This window comes from Pseudogulbenkiania sp. AW2-16 (assembly GCF_056824575.1).
In genome coordinates, this window is the sequence record NZ_CP157668.1 from 3634158 (window position 1) to 3650409 (window position 16252).

The following is a 16252-nucleotide window of genomic DNA, read 5'->3' on the forward strand; positions in this document are numbered from 1 at the left end:
CTTTACCTTACGACTCGAAATGGCGGGCACGGATATAACGGGGCAAGGCCCCACCCAGCGGCGCCACGAACAGGGACAGCAGATAGAACAGCCCGGCCAGCAGGATGATCGCCGGCCCGGATGGAAGTTCAAAATGATAGGACAGCAGCAGCCCGCCGATGCCGCAGACAAACGCCAACCCGACCGAGAAGGCCAGCATGCGGCCGATGCTCGGCACCCACAGCCGGGCCGTGATGGCAGGCAGCATCATCAAACCCACCGCCATCAGCGTGCCCAGCGCCTGGAAGCCGGCCACCAGATTCAGCACGACCAGCATCAGGAATGCCAGATGCCAGATACCGCCTTTGCCGCCGACCGCACGCAGGAACACGGGGTCGAGGCTCTCCAGTACCAGCGGGCGATAGATGATCGCCAGCACCACTAGGCTGAACGACGCTACGCCGGACACCAGCAGCAAGGCGGCATCGTCCACCGCCAGCACCGAACCGAACAGGATGTGGATCAGGTCGACGTTGCTGCCATTGCGCGACACCAGCAATACCCCTACGGCCAGCGACAGCAGGTAGAAGGCAGCGAAGCTGGCGTCTTCCTTGACGGTGGTGAAACGGGTGGCGAGGCCAGCCAGCAACGCCACCAGCACCCCGGCGACAAAGCCTCCCAGGCTCATTGCCGGCAAGCTCAATCCGGCCACCATGAAACCGACCGCCGCCCCGGGCAGTACGGCGTGGCTCATCGCATCGCCCATCAGGCTCATGCGTCGCATCACCAGGAACAGGCCGACGGGGCCGCTACCCAGCGCCAGCGCCAGGCAGCCCGCCAAGGCACGGCGCATGAAGGCGAACTCGACGAAGGGCGAGATGAGCAGGTCGTACAAGTGCGTCATTACACCGCCTCCTCGTCCACACGGCAAACCGGAGCACGTTCGTGCCAGTGCGCTGCCGTTTCCGCCGCCCGGCGCAGGTTGAGGTCGGTCAACACCAGTTCAGTCTTGCCCCAGGCCACGACTTCGCGCGCCAGCAGCAACGTGTACGGGAAGTAGGCCCGTACCTGTTCATAATCGTGCAGCACCGCGATCACCGTGCGTCCTTCATCGCGCCAGCGGCGCACCAGCTCGAGCAGATCGTAAGTGGTCTTGGCATCGACGGCGTTGAACGGCTCGTCCAGCAGGATCAGCGGCGCATCCTGCAGCAGGATGCGGGCAAACAAGACGCGCTGGAACTGCCCGGTCGACAGGGCCGAGATCGGACGCTCGGCGAAGTCGACCAGCCCCACTGCCTGCAGCGCCTCCTGGATCTTCCCCCGCTGCTTTCGGCCAACCTTGCCGAACACCCCGGTCTGGTGCCACAGCCCCGTGGCCACCGGGTCGTGGACCGAAACCGGCAGGGTACGGTCTATCTCCGACTGTTGCGGCAGATAGGCAATGTCCTTGCGCTGAAACGGCCCCAGGTTGACATGACCGGAGTCCGGCTTCAGTGCGCCGATCATGGTCTTGAGCAGCGTGCTCTTGCCGGCGCCGTTGGGCCCGAAGATGGCGGTCGCCTCGGCTTCGGCAAACGATCCGCTGACGTGATGCACCGCCGGGTGACGCAGGTAGGAGACCGTCAGGTTCTCGACGCGAACACTCATTCCCCGCCCCCCATTGCCCAGCCGACGATGCTCCACAACAGGGCCAGCAGGACCAGCACGCCGCCCAGCCGCTCGGCCACCGACATTCCCATCAGGCTGACGCCAAGCTGCGGAGTGGGTTCCTGATGATGGTGATGATGATCATTATTCATGATGATGCCATTCACTGTTGTTCGATACAGGCGCGCAAGGCGGCCTCGATCTCTTCCGCATCCAACTCGGGCGCGATCAATTCGAAGCGGCTGTCACGACGCCAGGCAACCTGGCTCGCCCCCCACTGCCCTTCCGCCCAGTTGAGCCAGACCCACGAACCCAGCACCCGGAATACCCCCTTGGCACGCACCAGCCCCGGCACACGTTGCGGCAGGGTGTCGAAGAAATCCGTCAGCGCCTCGCCGTTGAAGTCCGTATCCGGGGAGAAGAGCCAGCCCTGCGAGCGCCAGTCCATGGCGGCCTGAGGCGGCACTGCCGGGCGATAACGCGATTTGGGCACCACCGCGAGGTCGAGCCAGGCCGGATCCAGCGCCCCCTGCCGCACCTCAGACACCAGCGATTTTGGCGGAAACAGACTGGCCGCCTGGCGCCGGAAGGCGTCCAGCATGTCGACGTCGGCCAGGTCGACCTTGTTGGCGACCAACACGTCGGCCAGTGAGACCTGGTCGCGATAAAGCGGCTGGCGGAAGTAATCGGGATTGGTGAACTGGCGTGGGTCAACCACGGTCAGTACCGCTCCCAGCGTCAGCGCATCGCCCAGCGGCGGTTCGCGCAATTCGTCGATCACGCCCGCGGCATGGGCCAGTCCGCTGGCTTCGATCAGAAGCCGGTCAGGCCGCTCTCGGCGCAGCAGGTTGGCCACGGTGACCGTCATTTGCGGACCGGCCACGCAGCACATGCAGCCACCGGCGATTTCAGCCACCGGTAGTTCGTCGCTGCTCAGAGCCGCGCCGTCGATACCCACCTCGCCAAATTCATTGACGATAACAGCCCAGCGCTCATGTGCCGGCCGGTTGGCGATCAGATGGCGCAAAGCTGTGGTTTTGCCCACCCCGAGAAACCCGGTGAACAGATTGACAATCGTTTTCTTCATGCGTGACATGCCTTGCATAACCCGGTGAGCAGCAAGTTCTGCTCACGACTTTCAAAACCCACCGCCTCGGTCACTTCCTTCAGCGCCCCCAAAAACTGGCTGGCATCGATTTCCTCGACCCGCCCGCACTGCTCGCACACCAGGATCAAACCATGGTGATTGCATTCGAAATGACTGCATACGACGAAGCCGTTCAAGGCATCCACCTTATGCAATAACCCCTGCTCGACCAGAAAGTCGAGTGCCCGGTAGACGGTTGGCGGCGCGGCCACACCGCGCTCGCGCTGCAGATCGGCCAACACCTGGTAAGCCTTGACCACGCCATCATATTCGAGCACCAGCTCGAGGATATGCCGGCGCAAGGCAGTGAGCTTGCAGCCTCGGTGCAGGCAATGCTGCTCGGCAGCGGCCAAATAGCTTTGCTTGTTCATCACGGGAAAGGTCAACGATTTTGGAGTGAAGTCATTATGTTATTATATAACACTTCCCTTCACAACTATTAACACTCTTGGCATGTATGATGGATTTCTCATGGTGTTAGACTGGCTTCACGCCAATCAACGACCGGAGAAGAACATATGAAGCGGATGCTATCGTGTCTGGCTGGCTGCCTCTTGGTAACCAGCGCGCTTGCCGCAGGCCTGATCACCCCTCGTTCCGACGCCTTCGCGCAGTGCCAGCAAGCGGCGCAGCGGACCGCGCAATCAGCGCCGGGCAAAAACAATCTGACGCGCGACGAACAGGCCAAACTGGCCGCTCATCTGGACATGCTCGCCGAGCAAACCCTGCAACTCGACACCCCTAGCCAGGCTGGTAAAGCCAGTCATTACACGGCACGTCGCTCGAAGCAGGCCGGCGAGCTGAGTTGAGACCAACCGTCCGTCACCGCTCCCTCGCGTTTTACCCGAGCGCTTCAGCTTAACTTAAGCTGAAGCGCTCACTCTTACCGGCTTGTTCAACCCGAGTTCGACGCCAATGACACTCCCGAAAAACCTTGCCCCCGCCCTCGCCCTGTTAGTTCTGTCGCTCCCGGTCTTGGCCTCGTCCGGGGAAGAGCGCCAGCAGTCCTTCAAGAAAATCCTGCGAACGTTCGAGCCGATGGGGCTGGTGGCACGCGATCGCGCACCGTACCGCAAGGATGAATTCATCAAGCAGGCGGATACACTGAAGCAGATCGCCGCGACCCCCTTCACCTTGTTCACGCCGAACAGCATCGACGCGAAAAGCCGAGCCAAGCCCGAAATCTGGAGCCAGCCGGAAAAATTCAAGGCCGCACAGCAGAAGTTTCTGACGGCGGTGAACGACCTCGATGCCGCGGCCAAAACGGGCGACATCGCCAACATCAAGCGCAGTTATGGCGTGGTGGCACAAAGCTGCAAATCCTGTCACGACAGTTTCCGCGGCCCGGAAAAGTGAGCCGCACGACAGCCATAAAAAAAGCTGGCATAGGCCAGCTTTTTTTATGGCTGTGTATCTGGAGGCTAGTGCAATAGCGCGTAGAACACCCCCGCCGAACCGCCCAGCGCGAGCAGTGCCAAGCCCGCCGGAGCAAAATGCAGCGAGCGGACCTGCCCATCGATCGCCTTGTAACCGGTAATCATCGGCAGCACCAGGTTTTTGCGCTTGACCACGCGATACACCAGAATGGCCAGCAGGTGCAGCGACACCAACACCAGCAACGCATCGAACGAGGCCTTGTGCCAGGCCGTAATGCGCTCGGCCACTTCGCCGGCGACACGGACCGCCAGCGGGCCATCGTACAGATAGCTGTCGACGTCGGCGGCAAACAGCCCGGAGAGCACCTGCAGCGACAAGGTGCAAAGCAGGGCCAGCACCATCCAGCCCCCCAGCGGGTTATGCCCCGGCTGCTCTACCTCGCTCAATTCGCCGCGCAGGTAGCGTACCACCGTGCGCGGCCCGGCCACGAAACGGCCAAAGCGCGCCGTCTCGCTGCCGAACACGCCCCATACCAAGCGAAACTGCAAGAGCGTGGCCAGCGTAAAACCCGCCAACTGATGGTAATGCAGCCAGTCGCCGCCCTGTTTGCCGGTAAACCACATGGCGCCAAACAGCCCGGCCATACCCCAGTGAAACAGGCGAAGCGGCAGATCCCACACCAGCACCCGCCGCTTCACGCTATTACACCCCGGCGCCATGCGCCTGCTGGTCGGCGTGGTAGCTGGAACGCACCATGGCGCCAACCGCCGCATGCTTGAAGCCGGCTTCGTAAGCCTTGTCCTCGAATTGCTTGAACACGGTCGGATGGACGTAGCGCAGCACCGGCAGGTGGCCGTCGGTCGGCTGCAGATACTGGCCGATGGTGATCATGTCGATGTCGTGGGCGCGCATGTCGGCCATCACTTCGTACACTTCCTCGTCGGTCTCGCCGAGGCCGACCATGATGCCGGACTTGGTCGACACGTTCGGGTTGCGCGCCTTGAATTCCTTGAGCAGGGTGAGCGAGTGCTGGTAATCGGCACCCGGACGAGCCTGCTTGTAGAGACGCGGCGCGGTCTCCAGGTTGTGGTTCATTACGTCCGGAGGCGTTTGCGTCAGGATGTCCAGCGCAATGTCGAGACGACCGCGGAAGTCCGGCACCAGCACTTCGATCTGGGTGCTCGGCGACAACTTGCGGATTTCGCTGATGCAGTCGGCAAAGTGCTGGGCGCCGCCGTCACGCAGGTCGTCGCGGTCGACCGAGGTGATCACCACGTACTTGAGCCGGAGCGCGGCCACGGTTTCGGCCAGGTGCTTGGGCTCGTTCGGATCGAGCGGGTTGGGACGACCATGGCCGACGTCGCAGAACGGGCAGCGCCGGGTGCAAATGTCGCCCATGATCATGAAGGTGGCGGTGCCGTTGCTGAAACACTCGCCGATGTTCGGGCAAGTGGCTTCTTCACAGACGGTATGCAGCTTCTGCTCGCGCAGGATCTGCTTGATCTCGTTGAAACGCTGGCCGTTGGGCAGCTTGGCGCGAATCCACTCGGGCTTCTTCAGTTTTTCGTCGAGCGGCACGATCTTGATCGGGATGCGTGCGGTCTTTTCGGCGCCCTTGTGCTTCACGCCAGTCTGGTTGTCCAGTTTCATGCGGTCTCCTTCTTCACCGTCAGGTGTCGCTCCAGGTGCGGCAGCAGGCGTTCAGCCGTTTCAGCTACCGTCAGCGAAGCGCCTTGGTCTTTGATCTGCGTGACCTTGAGGCCGGCGTAGCCGCAAGGGTTGATCCAGCTGAACGGTGTCAGGTCCATGTCCACGTTCAGGCTCAGACCGTGATACACCGCGCCGTTCTTGATGCGCAGTCCCAGCGAGGCGATCTTCTCGCCCCGCACGTATACCCCCGGCGCATTGACGTCGCCGTTGGCTTCGATACCCAGTTCGGCCAAGAGATCGATGACCGATTGTTCGATGCGCCGCACCAGTTCGCGCACGCCGATGCCCATGCGCTTGAAGTCGATCAGCAAGTACACCACCAGCTGACCGGGGCCGTGGTAGGTCACCTGGCCGCCACGGTCGCACTTCACGACCTCGATCTGGCTCGGCATGATCAGGTGCTCTGGCTTGCCGGCCAGACCCAGCGTGTACACCGGCGGATGCTCCAGGCACCACAGCTCGTCCGGCGTATCGGCGGTACGATTATCGGTAAAGGCCTGCATGGCCCGCCAGGTGGGCGAGTAGTCGACCAGCCCGAGATGCTTGACGATACGACCCATGGTTACAGCGCCACCTTGACCATGGCGTGGGCGGTCAGCGCCATGTAAATGCTGTCCAGCTGCTCGCGCGACACGGCCATGACGTTGACCGTCAGCGAGATGTACTTGCCGCTGGAACTGTCACGCGCCACGATGTCCACCATCTCGAGATCCGGCGCGTGCACCCGCACCACCTCGTAAATGATGGTGTGGAATTCCGGATGGTGCTCGCCCATCACCTTGATGGGGAAGCGGCAGGGGAAATCCAGCAAATCCTTGAGATCGTTACTCATGACACCACATCCTGAAAACAGACAAAGGTTGGCCGAAGCCCTCGTGGGCAGCCGGCCAACCGCATGCGCTTACCAGCCCAGCATCAGCTTGATGCTGTCCCACAAGCGGCTGAAGAAATTACCCTGTTCGATCGCCTTCAGCGCCACCACGGGGCGTTCCAACACCTTCTTGCCATCCAGGCTGACGACCAGCTTGCCCACAACCTGGCCCGCCTTGATCGGCGCGATGACCGGCTGACTGGTGGTCAGGTCGGCTTTGAGCTGGGCAGACTGCCCCTTCAGCACCGTGGTGTAGACATCGCTAGCGAAACCGATCGGCAGTTTCCTGGCATCGCCCTTGTACACCGGAATTTCCGAAACCGGCTTGCTCGCCGCATAGAGTTTGGGCGTATCGAAGAATTGCAAGCCATAGTTCAGCAGCTTGGAACTTTCCACCGCGCGGGCTTCCGGACTGGCGGTACCCACCACCACGGAAATCACCCGACGGCCATCGCGGCGGCTGGACGCCACCATGTTGTAGCCGGCATCGTCAGTGAAGCCGGTCTTCATACCGTCAACGTTGGGGTCGCGGTACAGCAGCAGGTTGCGGTTGGGCTGGGAGATGCCGTTATAGGTAAACGACTTGAGCGAGTAGGTCTTGTAGAACTCGGGGTACTCGCGAATGATCGCGCTGGCCAGGATGCCGAGATCGTGTACCGTGGTGTAGTGTTCCGGGTTCGGCAGACCGGTGGCGTTGCGGAACTGGGTGTTATTCATCCCCAGCCGGCGCGCTTCGGCCGTCATCATCTGGCCGAACGCCTCTTCGCTGCCGGCGATGGCTTCTGCCAAGGTCACGCAGGCGTCGTTACCCGACTGCACGTCCATGCCCTTGATCAGGTCGTCGACACTGACCGGAATCTTGGGATCGAGGAACATGCGCGAACCGCCCGTGGTCCAGCCCTTATGGGACACGGTCAGTTTCTGATCGAGGGTCAGGCGCTTTTCCTTGATGGCCTTGTAGGTCAGGTAACCGGTCATCAGTTTGGTCAGCGAAGCCGGGGCGATCCGCTTGTCCGGATCGTTCGAGGCAACGACCCGGCCACTATAGAAATCGACCAGGTAATAAGCCTTGCCGGCGATTTCCGGAACGGGAGGAACGAACGGGGCATTGGCGAAGGAAACGGACGGCAGAGCAACAGCGGCTGCCACAAGCAGGCTAGTCAGTTTTTTCATTAGCGTGGAACGGCACTTCACGATGATGGGTGTGAACGATATGGCCAGCAATTATACCCCTGCTTCGGACCGATGCGGCCAAAAACACACCCGAATCCGCCCTCTTCCGCCAAAAATTACCCTGGCGATCCATCGTGGCGCCCGATGCAGGAGCTGCCGGCTTCCCGAGAGCTTGGAGTTCCTGATACTCTGACAGTTCACAAAGAAAACATCAGGACAATCGGCATCACCATGCACCACCCACAAGATTATCTGGAACGTATTCTGACCTCGCGCGTTTATGACGTGGCAATCGAGACGCCGCTAGAACCGGCCCCCAACCTGTCCCGCCGTTTCAACAACACCATTTTGCTGAAGCGCGAAGACCTGCAGCCGGTCTTTTCCTTCAAGCTGCGCGGCGCCTACAACAAGATGGCCAAGCTCACCGCCGAGCAGCTGGAAAAAGGCGTGATTACCGCCTCCGCCGGCAACCATGCCCAGGGCGTGGCGCTGTCTGCCCAGAAAATCGGCTGTGAAGCGATCATCGTGATGCCAGTCACCACCCCTCAGGTCAAGATCGACGGCGTCACCCGTCGCGGCGGCAAGGTCGTGCTGTCCGGCGAGTCGTTCAGCGATGCCTACCTGCACGCCATGAAACTGGTGGCGGAAACCGGCAAGACCTACATCCCGCCGTTTGACGACCCTGACGTCATCGCCGGCCAGGGCACCATCGGCATGGAAATCCTGCGCCAGCATCCTGGACCGATCGACGCCGTGTTCGTCGCCATCGGCGGCGGCGGCTTGGCGGCGGGGGTGGCTTCCTACATCAAGCGCCTGAAGCCGGAAATCAAGATCATCGGCGTGCAGCCGGTCGATTCCGACGCCATGAAGCAGTCCATCGACAAGGGCGAGCGTGTCGAGCTGAAGGACGTGGGCTTGTTCGCCGATGGCGTGGCGGTGAAACTGGTGGGCGAAGAGACCTTCCGGATCTGCCGGGAGTTGCTTGATGAGATCATCCTGGTCGATACCGACGCCATCTGCGCAGCCATCAAGGACATCTTTGAAGACACCCGCTCGATCACCGAGCCGGCCGGCGCACTGGCAGTGGCCGCGGTCAAGGCCTATGTCGAACGGGAAGGCTGTCAGGGCAAGACCTTCGTTGCCATCAACTGTGGCGCCAACATGAACTTCGACCGACTGCGCCACGTGTCGGAGCGCTCCGAGCTGGGCGAGCGGCGCGAGGCGGTGATCGCGGTCACCATTCCGGAAAAACCGGGCAGCTTCAAGAAGTTCTGCAGCGTGGTCGGCAACCGCAACATCACCGAATTCAACTACCGCTACGCCGACGACAAGACCGCCCACGTCTTCGTCGGGGTGCAGATCCGCAGCAAGGACGACGTCACCCGCATCATCGACGACCTCAAGAGCAACGAGCTGGACGGCCTCGACCTGACCGACAACGAGCTGGCCAAGCTGCACATTCGCCACCTGGTCGGCGGCCACGCCCCGGCACTGCGCGACGAACGCATCTTGCGCTTCGAGTTCCCGGAACGTCCGGGCGCACTGATGCGCTTCCTCGACGCCATGCGTACCGACTGGAACATCAGCCTGTTCCACTACCGCAACCACGGCGCCGACTACGGCCGGGTGCTGGTCGGCATCCAGGTGCCCGGCTACGACAACGAGGCTTTCCAGAGCTTCCTCGACAGCCTGGGCTACCCTTACGTCGAAGAGACCGACAACCCGGCGTACAAGCTATTCCTGGGCAAGACCGCCCTGTAACCCCTACGGCCAACCTTGCGCCCGTGCAAAAGGTTGGCCGAAGCCTGACCCGCATCACACACCATGATCAAAGCCGTACTGTTCGACCTTGACGGAACCCTGGCCGATACCGCACGCGACCTCGGCGCCGCGCTGAACCGGCTACTGGCGGAAGAAGGCCTGCCAGCGCAGCCCTTTGACGCCATCCGCCCCATCGCCTCACACGGCGCCCGCGGCCTGATCCGCCTGGGGTTCGGCATCGACCTGGGCCATCCCGACTTCAATACGCTGCGCGCCCGCTTCCTCGATCATTACGAGGCCAGTTTCGCCGACCAGACCTGCCTGTTCGACGGCATCAACGAGCTGATCCTGCAGCTTGCCGCACGCGATCTGCGCTGGGGCATCGTCACCAACAAGCCGATGCGCTTCACCGACCGCCTGGTGCCCGCCCTCCCTTTCGCCACGCCCCCTGCAGTGGTCGTCAGCGGCGACACCGTCGGCGTTGCCAAGCCCGACCCCAAGCCGATGCTGCATGCAGCCGAACTGATCGGTGCCGACCCAAGCTGCTGCATCTATGTCGGTGACGCCGAGCGCGACATCCAGGCCGGCCACGCCGTAGGCATGAAAACGGTGCTGGCCAATTGGGGTTACATCTCGGATCTCGACACCCCGCACGCCTGGGGTGCCGACCTCGCCATCGACCACCCGCTCCAATTGTTGAATTATCTTTAATCGACCGCGGAACTAGCAGACACCCCACTTTGTCTGTACAATCACAACACTTTATCTGGGGGCGACCTGGTTTCGACGGGGGTTGCGAAGCAGATGAGGGCATACCGGGATTTCAGTCACCCCGTAAAACACTGAATTTATTTAGTCGCAAACGACGAAACTTACGCTCTAGCCGCTTAATCGCGCTAGACACTGCAACGATTCGCTGATGGGTCGGGTGGGTCAAACCGCTGCAGTGTCACTCTACATCAGCTAGCGCTGTACCGGGTCACTTGATTCAGCGCGAAACAATAGGTGACTCGCTCCAGTCCAGCCTGCCCGTCGGCGTGACCCGGAGTTAAATCCAAATGACACGGCTAAGTATGTAGAACTCACTGTAGAGGATTTCCGGACGCGGGTTCGATTCCCGCCGCCTCCACCATCATCCGGACAAAAGCCAGTAACGACGCGGGTTTCCGCCGACTTGCTGGCTTTTTTCTTGCCTACTGTCACTGTAACGTTGCGCGAGTTTTGGCACTCTTTTGCGCTGCTTTTGTCACAGCGTCGTCTCGCTGGTTTGTGCCAATTAGCGCGCTAAATGGCACTCCCGACACACGTTCTGCGAGGTCACTCACCGGCCGCGTGAGCCTCCTTACCAAATGGCGCCATCCTCCGAGCCTGCAGCCCCAGGATGGGAACCGTCGTTGTGATGCCCCCCATGCTGACCGCCGGCTGCAATCGGGAGGCTCTCCCGCCACACCACAACCACCCCACGGCCACTATCCAACCAACCTCTCCACAAACGCAACATGTTCGAAATGTTACACAACACAACTCAATTACGAATATATTTGTCGCAATTCTTATGTTGCATCGCACAATTAGCACCTATAATTTACTTAGTAATCTAGAAACCACAGCAAGTCCAATCTCGAATATGAAACACATCATCTCTAGCCTTCTGTCCCTTTTCCAAAGTAACGATGTTCAACCACAGCCTGGTTTGCGTGTGAATTATGCGCCGTATGGCCATGTTGAGAAGTGTGATGGCACGGTCGTCGCATGTGACCATGCCCGCGGCGTGCTGGTTGCCTGGCCGCGCGGTGGTGCCGACTGGCTGCCGAAGCACCTCCTGTCGGTTATCCACTAAGACATTTTCGAATGTGAACAAACGGTCCACTACACAGTGGGCCGTTGTTGTTTCTGGAAGAGACGGCATAAATCAGTCATCCAGCGTGGACGAAGTTCCGGCCGCTGCCATCACGACCACCATAAGCTCGGTTGCGCAGGTCCCACCTTGGACTCTGGTCCACTCCTTGCTGTCGCCGTGATGGCGGCGCTGGCAATACCCGTGACCGTGGTGTTGTAGTGGGTGACGTTATTGCTCACTGGATAAAAGGTGGCCAACCGCGACGGATTGGCAAGCAGTCCCCGCCGGACAGCGAGACTGCACCTGACAGTTCGGACGTGACCCGGAGGTCGTTCTGAAATGGCCCATGGCCATGACATCATCGTGTAGCAGCCTCCTGCCCGAGTTGACGGGGAAGATGGGCCAGGTTCTGTCATTTGCCTGCTTGAGAGCAGGATTTTTTTAGCTATCGTGAGGTTATACAGCAGAGCTCAGGCGGTCATGACCGGCCTGAACAAGTCCAGGCGGTGCCGCTTTTGCCCACCGCATGTAATAAGGAATTCGACGTGAAGACCCCACCGTCATTTCTCGTTATCCTGACCTTGATCTCGCTTGCCGCCTGTGGCGACTCTCCACCCGATGCGTCCTCACAACTCCAAGAACGGAAAGTTGCCGAACTGGCCCGGCAGAAGGCTGAACAAGACAAAAAGAGAGAGCAAAAGCAGGCCGCCTACTTGCAGGTTGTACGAGACTCGCTAAAAGACCCCGACTCCGCCCAGTTCAGGGATTTGCAATGGTCCATTGACCATGAGCAGTATGGCGATTCGCTATGCGGCTGGGTCAATGCCAAAAATAGTTTGGGCTGGTACGTGGGCTTCCATCCCTTCGCCGTGACCGCCAAACCCTTGAAAGGCTCACCGGAAGGACGGCTGATCCTGCCTACCGAAGCGGATGATTCACAAACCCAGAGAATCAATCTGGTGATGCTGGAACAGGCCGGTTGTGGCTTATCGCTCAACGTTTAACAGTGCCGCAGCCCGCCCGACCCCGCCCGCCCAGTTCATCCCGGCCCATCCCATCGCTATGGCCCTGTGCCAGTACGCCTGCCACATCACGTATGCCGGCCGACACCGCCCTTGTCCGGGCGGTGGCCGCCGAGCGGCAATCCACCTAATTGTCGCGAGTTTGAGTTACATCAAGCCCGGCCGATTCGGTATCAATCGCTGTTACCTATAGTTAAAAAACAATCAACAAGACCGTGGATATGCCACCATGCCTGCAAACAACCTGCCGACCGTATTTGACAGTGATGATTTCATTCGCGCCTGGGCCGTCCAGCGCGGTAAACATGGGGGGTTAAAAGCGTTCATCTACCTGCACGACCCCACCGAGTGCGAACATCACAAAATGGCGGTGATCCATTACGACCGCCCCGGATACCCCGTCGAGAGGGTATTCAAGATTCCGAAGGCCCGGCTATAAGGTGGGCAATGGATGACCGCTGACGCCACCGTCCCGTTATCCACGATGGACTCCCGCCATCAATCCGGTTTTCGATGCCCATGAAATGACAGGCGGGTCTGCCCTGCGCGCATCCGCCCGAAGAAACCCCCCCATTGACGGCCATTTCTACTGGCATACCCCGTGACCGGCCACCGCCATTACGGGCAGAGGCGCCGGGACGGATTTCCGCCAGGTTGCCGGCTTGCTCTTGTCCGGCCGTGACGGACCGCCACACCTATACTCAACGCGTCAGCGAATCGGTTCAGGGAGGCCCATCGTGAAGTCTTGCGCCTGCCCCGCCTTGGCGGCCCTGCTGGTGACGCTGTCCTGCGATGCCGGCGAGAAGGTGGTGCTGTACGGGGACGACTCCTACCCTCCGTATGCCTACCTTGAGGATGGCCAGTTCAAAGGCGTCTATGTCGAGCTGCTGCAGGCGGCCGCCAGCAGGATGGCGGAGCGCTACCAGCTGGAACTGGTGCCGACGCCGTGGCGGCGGGGGCTGTCGATGCTGGAGAGCGGTGAGGCGTTCGCGCTGTTTCCGCCATATCGTCGCGCGGAGCGGACGTTTATCGACGTCTACTCGATCCCGCTCTACCGCGAGCGCGTGGTGGTGGTGTGCAACGACAGGACCATGAGCAAGCCTCGCCAGCGCTTCCCGCGCGATTTCGGCGACGTCACCATCGGCGTCAACGCCGGCTTCGCCCTCTCCGGGGTGCTGGTGGCCGCCCGCCAGAACCACACCGTGCGGATCGACGAGGCGAACGGCAACGCGGTGAACCTGCGCAAGCTCGCCCTGAACCGCATCGGCTGCTACGCCAACGACAGCCTGTCGATCCGTTACACGCTGAGGCGCATGAAGAACGATACCCCCCACTTTCCGGAGCTGGATGCACTCACGCTGCATGAGGTGGCGGAACTGTCGGGGGAAGAAGCCTACGTGGGCTTCAGCCGCCGCGCCTCCCCGCCGTTCAAGGCCGATTTCATCAAGCGGCTCGACGCCACCTTGCAGGGGTTGCAGCAGCAAGGCGAAGTCGACCGGATTCTCGCCCGCTACGGGTTTTAGCCCGATAACGGCCTTGCCCCCCACTGAACCACCCGCTCACCCCAGAAACGGAAAATCGACTGGCGGCTGCCGCCCGCCCATGAGGCTGCTGAGCGCGGCGGCCGAGCCGCACGCCATGGTCCAGCCCAGGGTGCCGTGACCGGTGTTGACCCAGAGGTTGGGATAGCGCAAGCGGCCGATGAAGGGGACCGCGGACGGCGTGACAGGGCGCAGGCCGCTCCAGAATTCGGGATTACCTTGATCGTTGAGTTTCGGGAACAGCTCCCGGGTGCGGCGCACCAGCAGGTCGCAACGGATGGGGTTCGGGTCGTGATTGAAACCGGCGATCTCGGCGGTGCCCGCCACCCTCAAGCGGTTTCCCAGCCGGGAGAAGACGATCTTGTATTCATCGTCGATCAGGCTGACCGTGGGGGCAACACTCGATTCCGACAGGGCAAAGGTGGCCGAGTAGCCCTTGACCGGGTAAACCGGCAGGGAAATGCCCAGCGGGCGCAGCAGCGCCGGGCCGTAGCTCCCCAGCGCCACGACGTAGGCGTCGGCGACGTGGCGCTGCCCGTCGGCGGTCACCACCGCCGCGATCCTCCCTTGCTCCGTTTCGAGGCGGGCAAGAGGTTGGCCGAAGGCAAACTGCACCCCGGCGCGCCGGCAGTGCTCCGCGAGCTGCCGGGTAAACTGGCGGGCGTCGCCCGACTCGTCGTCGGCGGCGAAATCGCCTCCCACCAGCCGATCGCCAAGGGGGGCCAGCGCCGGTTCGAGCTCGAGGCATTGCGCGGCGGAGACCGGGCGGCGTTCGCAGCCGAATTCGCCGAGCAGCACGGCGGCCTGGATCCCTTTGGCGTATTCGGCGTGGTCGGTGTAGACGTGCAGGATGCCCCGCTCCAGCCGGTCGTACTGGAGTCCGGTCAGCTCGCTGCCCAGCTGTTTCAGGCATTGCCGGCTGTAGAGCGCCAGCGCGACGACGTGCCGCATATTCTGCTTGTAGCGGTCGGCACGGCACTCGCGCAGGAAACGCAGCGTCCAGCCCAGCAAGGCCGGGTCGGCGCGCAAGCGGAACAACAGCGGCGCATCCTCTTTTCCCAGCCAGCGCAGCGCTTTCAGCGGGGCATGGGGATTGGCCCATGGCTCGGCGTGCGAGACCGATATCTGGCCGCCGTTGGCAAAGCTGGTTTCCAACGCCGGCTCGGGCTGGCGCTCGATCACGGTGACGTCATGGCCCTGCCGGGACAGGTACCAGGCCGACGTGACCCCGACGACGCCGGCCCCCAGGACGATAATTTTCATGACCCGCTCCTTATATCAATCCGGGTCCGACAGTGCCGGCCCCTCCGCGCGTCCGACCCCGGCCTGAGCCTCGGCCTCGATCTTGGCCAGGGCCGCCGCCGCACGCTGCAACGCCGGCAGCAACTGCAGCGCCTTGTCCGGCGTCACCCGCAGCACCGGCGCCTGAATCGCAATCCCGGTGTTGGACTTGCCCCCCGGCGTCGGCACCAGCACCGCCAGGCAGAACAGCCCCGGCAGGAATTCCTCGTCGTCGCAGGCGTAGCCGTCACGCTTCACTCGCTCGATCTCCCGCTCCAGCGCCGCCAGGTCGGTCAGCGTTTTCGCGGTGTAGCGCTCCAGCGGCACGTGCTCCAACAGCCGACGCCGCTGGCTCGGGCTCATCTGCGCCAGGAACAGCTTGCCGCTGGCCGAGCAGTGCGCCGGCACCCGCGAGCCGGGGTGCAGGTAGAAGCGCAGCGGCGCCGGGGTTTCCACCCGGTCCAGGTACAGCACTTCGCTGCCCGACAGCGCGGTGATGTTGCAGCTTTCCCCCACTTCTTCCACCAGCTGGCGCAGCACCGCGTGGCGTGCGCCGTGCACGGTGTTGTTGAGCAGCAGGTTCTCGGCCATGCGCCGCAGCCGCACCCCGGTGCTGTAGTGCCGCCCGTCGCCGTCGCGTTGCAACATCCCGGCGCTTTCCAGTTGCTGCAGCATGCGGTGCAGCGTCGGCTTGGGCAGCCCGGTTTCTTCCACCAGTCCTTGCAGGCTGAAGAACTGGTCCTTTTCGGCGATCACTTCCAACAGCGCGAACAGCCGCAGCGTCGGCGTGTCGCCGTCGAGCCGGCCCGGTTCGCTCTTCGGGGTCTGTGCTGTGTCGTTCATGGCGTTTCCATCATAGTTCAGTTTCTGTTTTTGATACAACAAGTATCGTTTTACGTAATT

General features: G+C 61.8%; 20 protein-coding genes and 1 other RNA gene. 9 read left to right on the plus strand and 12 right to left on the minus strand.

Annotated elements, in window-relative coordinates; translation table 11 throughout:
- Nucleotides 1–7: 7 nt before the first annotated feature.
- The 5 genes from ABKF58_RS17580 to ABKF58_RS17600 are packed head-to-tail and all read right to left on the minus strand — an operon-like array spanning nt 8 to nt 3144.
- The gene (locus ABKF58_RS17580) at nt 8–883 is read right to left on the minus strand and encodes a metal ABC transporter permease (RefSeq protein ID WP_008953904.1); all 876 of its coding nucleotides are present in this window, start codon (nt 881–883) and stop codon (nt 8–10) included.
- Nucleotides 883–1626, minus strand: a complete 744-nt coding sequence (locus ABKF58_RS17585) for a metal ABC transporter ATP-binding protein (protein WP_482582386.1) — start codon at nt 1624–1626, stop codon at nt 883–885. Before ABKF58_RS17585 ends, ABKF58_RS17580 begins: the two co-directional genes overlap by 1 nt.
- Nucleotides 1623–1778, minus strand: coding sequence for a hypothetical protein (locus ABKF58_RS17590; RefSeq protein ID WP_158453617.1), 156 nt, complete (start codon nt 1776–1778; stop codon nt 1623–1625). Before ABKF58_RS17590 ends, ABKF58_RS17585 begins: the two co-directional genes overlap by 4 nt.
- 11 nt (nt 1779–1789) lie before the next feature.
- Complete coding sequence (locus tag ABKF58_RS17595) at nt 1790–2722, minus strand: CobW family GTP-binding protein (RefSeq protein ID WP_482582388.1); 933 nt, start codon at nt 2720–2722, stop codon at nt 1790–1792.
- Nucleotides 2710–3144: a Fur family transcriptional regulator gene (locus tag ABKF58_RS17600; RefSeq protein ID WP_008953900.1), complete on the minus strand. Its 435-nt coding sequence runs from the start codon at nt 3142–3144 to the stop codon at nt 2710–2712. Before ABKF58_RS17600 ends, ABKF58_RS17595 begins: the two co-directional genes overlap by 13 nt.
- A 147-nt stretch (nt 3145–3291) precedes the next feature.
- Here ABKF58_RS17600 and ABKF58_RS17605 point away from each other — a divergent pair, with 147 nt between their 5' ends.
- Entirely contained in the window at nt 3292–3582 is a 291-nt protein-coding gene (locus tag ABKF58_RS17605; protein WP_482582390.1) for a hypothetical protein, read from the plus strand.
- Between the two features lie 106 nt (nt 3583–3688).
- Nucleotides 3689–4129, plus strand: coding sequence for a c-type cytochrome (locus tag ABKF58_RS17610; protein WP_008953898.1), 441 nt, complete (start codon nt 3689–3691; stop codon nt 4127–4129).
- Nucleotides 4130–4194: 65 nt separating this feature from the next.
- Here the strand turns inward: ABKF58_RS17610 and ABKF58_RS17615 are convergent, their stop codons facing one another.
- The 5 genes from ABKF58_RS17615 to ABKF58_RS17635 all read right to left on the minus strand — a co-directional run bounded on the left by ABKF58_RS17615 (nt 4195) and on the right by ABKF58_RS17635 (nt 7904).
- Nucleotides 4195–4848 (minus strand): cytochrome b/b6 domain-containing protein, encoded by a 654-nt coding sequence (locus ABKF58_RS17615; protein WP_482582392.1) that lies wholly within the window; start codon nt 4846–4848, stop codon nt 4195–4197.
- Between the two features lie 4 nt (nt 4849–4852).
- Nucleotides 4853–5800: a lipoyl synthase gene (lipA, locus tag ABKF58_RS17620; protein WP_008953896.1), complete on the minus strand. Its 948-nt coding sequence runs from the start codon at nt 5798–5800 to the stop codon at nt 4853–4855.
- Nucleotides 5797–6420: a lipoyl(octanoyl) transferase LipB gene (gene lipB / locus ABKF58_RS17625; protein WP_008953895.1), complete on the minus strand. Its 624-nt coding sequence runs from the start codon at nt 6418–6420 to the stop codon at nt 5797–5799. The genes lipA and lipB overlap by 4 nt, the downstream gene beginning before the upstream one ends.
- A 2-nt stretch (nt 6421–6422) precedes the next feature.
- Nucleotides 6423–6692 carry an HP0495 family protein gene (locus tag ABKF58_RS17630; RefSeq protein WP_482582393.1) on the minus strand — a complete coding sequence of 90 codons (270 nt, stop codon included), beginning with the start codon at nt 6690–6692 and terminating at the stop codon, nt 6423–6425.
- Between the two features lie 69 nt (nt 6693–6761).
- Nucleotides 6762–7904, minus strand: a complete 1143-nt coding sequence (locus tag ABKF58_RS17635) for a D-alanyl-D-alanine carboxypeptidase family protein (protein ID WP_482582395.1) — start codon at nt 7902–7904, stop codon at nt 6762–6764.
- A 231-nt stretch (nt 7905–8135) separates the two neighbouring features.
- Here ABKF58_RS17635 and ilvA point away from each other — a divergent pair, with 231 nt between their 5' ends.
- The 7 genes from ilvA (at nt 8136) to ABKF58_RS17670 (ending at nt 14050) form a co-directional block, all read left to right on the plus strand.
- A complete protein-coding gene (ilvA, locus tag ABKF58_RS17640) occupies nt 8136–9665 on the plus strand; it encodes a threonine ammonia-lyase, biosynthetic (RefSeq protein WP_482582397.1) in 1530 nt (509 codons plus the stop codon).
- Between the two features lie 63 nt (nt 9666–9728).
- Complete coding sequence (locus ABKF58_RS17645; protein ID WP_482582398.1) at nt 9729–10376, plus strand: HAD family hydrolase; 648 nt, start codon at nt 9729–9731, stop codon at nt 10374–10376.
- Nucleotides 10377–10433: 57 nt separating this feature from the next.
- Nucleotides 10434–10797, plus strand: a transfer-messenger RNA (tmRNA) gene (gene ssrA, locus ABKF58_RS17650).
- Between the two features lie 495 nt (nt 10798–11292).
- Nucleotides 11293–11505 (plus strand): hypothetical protein, encoded by a 213-nt coding sequence (locus ABKF58_RS17655; protein WP_482582400.1) that lies wholly within the window; start codon nt 11293–11295, stop codon nt 11503–11505.
- A gap of 545 nt (nt 11506–12050) precedes the next feature.
- Complete coding sequence (locus ABKF58_RS17660) at nt 12051–12509, plus strand: hypothetical protein (protein ID WP_482582401.1); 459 nt, start codon at nt 12051–12053, stop codon at nt 12507–12509.
- A 247-nt stretch (nt 12510–12756) separates the two neighbouring features.
- Nucleotides 12757–12966, plus strand: a complete 210-nt coding sequence (locus ABKF58_RS17665; RefSeq protein ID WP_008953889.1) for a hypothetical protein — start codon at nt 12757–12759, stop codon at nt 12964–12966.
- Between the two features lie 298 nt (nt 12967–13264).
- Nucleotides 13265–14050 (plus strand): substrate-binding periplasmic protein, encoded by a 786-nt coding sequence (locus tag ABKF58_RS17670; protein WP_482582403.1) that lies wholly within the window; start codon nt 13265–13267, stop codon nt 14048–14050.
- Nucleotides 14051–14086: 36 nt separating this feature from the next.
- On the opposite strand, the gene ABKF58_RS17675 is transcribed toward ABKF58_RS17670, so the two are convergent.
- A complete protein-coding gene (locus ABKF58_RS17675) occupies nt 14087–15331 on the minus strand; it encodes a D-amino acid dehydrogenase (protein WP_482582405.1) in 1245 nt (414 codons plus the stop codon).
- Nucleotides 15332–15346: 15 nt separating this feature from the next.
- Nucleotides 15347–16192, minus strand: a complete 846-nt coding sequence (locus tag ABKF58_RS17680; protein ID WP_008953886.1) for an IclR family transcriptional regulator — start codon at nt 16190–16192, stop codon at nt 15347–15349.
- Nucleotides 16193–16252 lie beyond the last annotated feature (60 nt).